Annotated in this window: 1 protein-coding gene; it reads right to left on the reverse strand. The window is 72.1% G+C overall.

Going from position 1 to position 1,176, the window contains the following annotated elements; translation table 11 throughout:
- On the reverse strand, positions 1-1,176 hold a 1,176-nt coding region (locus L995_RS10515; protein ID WP_047471476.1), incomplete at both ends, for a hypothetical protein.

Here is a 1,176-nt window from a genome sequence, read left to right on the forward strand (position 1 = left end):
CCGCGTGGCCGTGACGGCGGGCGCGCCCGGCGCCGGCACCAGCGGCGCGCGAAAGCCCAGCCATGCGGCGCCGTTGTCGGGGCTGGTGGACATGCCTTCGATGGAAAAGCCGCTCATCGTCTCGGCCTCGGGCGCCTTGGTGGCGCCGCCGTCCGAGCTGGCCACCAGGCCCAGGTAGTTGGCGGCAAGGCCGTCATGCGCGGCCGCGTCCCAGCTGCGCAGGTCCTCGCGCAGCCAGCGGTAGTAGCCACTGGCGGTCAGCGCCGTGGAGGCGCCGGAGCCGGTCACATCCATCGCAGCCAGGCGCCAGCGGTCGGTGCGCGACTTGCCGCTCTTGTTGTTGGAGTGCGAGCCCGCCACGTACACGCGGCTGCCCAGGGCAAAGCTGGCCTCGATGTCCATTTCCTCGTCGCTCTTGCAGCTGTCCAGGCCCGTGAGGCCGGGGGCGGTGCAGGCGGCGGCATCGGCCAGGCCCAGGGCGGTCCTGTCCAGCATCAGCGGCTTGATGGGCAGCCCGCCGGCCGGGCCATAGGCCGAGAAGGAGTTGCCGGCCGGCAGCGCATTGCCCGAGGCATCCTGGGCGGGCGCCTCGTCGTCGCCCACCAGCATGGTGGCGGCATCGATGACGATGGCCGTCGATGCGTCCGAGCGCCCGGCCAGCCAGCGCGGGCTGGTGTTGGCTGCGGTGTTGGCCGAGGCCGCGTACTTGATGGTGCGGCTGACGGAGGCGCCGCCCGCGTTGGTCAGCGTGACGGTGATGTCGGCATAGCCCACGCCCGTGGGCGTGATCCTGAGCACGGCGTTGCCGGCCTGGTTGGACGCGGCCAGGCCGGCGTCGGCCACCACGGCCTGGTTGCTCGAACGCGCAGTGACCTGTACGCCGCCAGCGCCCCCCGCATCCTGCACCGTGAAGCCGATGCCTGCCGAGGCAAGGGGGTCGTTGGCGTCGCCGACCACGCCGGAAAACGCGGTCAGTTCGGGCAGCGAGGCCGTCGGCGGGGCCGAGGCAATGAAAGGCACGCTCACTGCAGCCGTGCTCCCGCCGAGGCCGTTGACGGCGCGCACGCGCAGCGTATAGCTGCCGGGCTGCAGGCCTTCCAGCGCCTGGCTGTTGCCCAGGGCCACGGCCGTGGAGGCTACCGATGCAAAGCTGTCCTGCGACAGCTCCACCACGTA

The organism is Delftia sp. ZNC0008 (genome assembly GCF_000799035.1).
Taxonomy (GTDB): domain Bacteria; phylum Pseudomonadota; class Gammaproteobacteria; order Burkholderiales; family Burkholderiaceae_C; genus Comamonas; species Comamonas tsuruhatensis.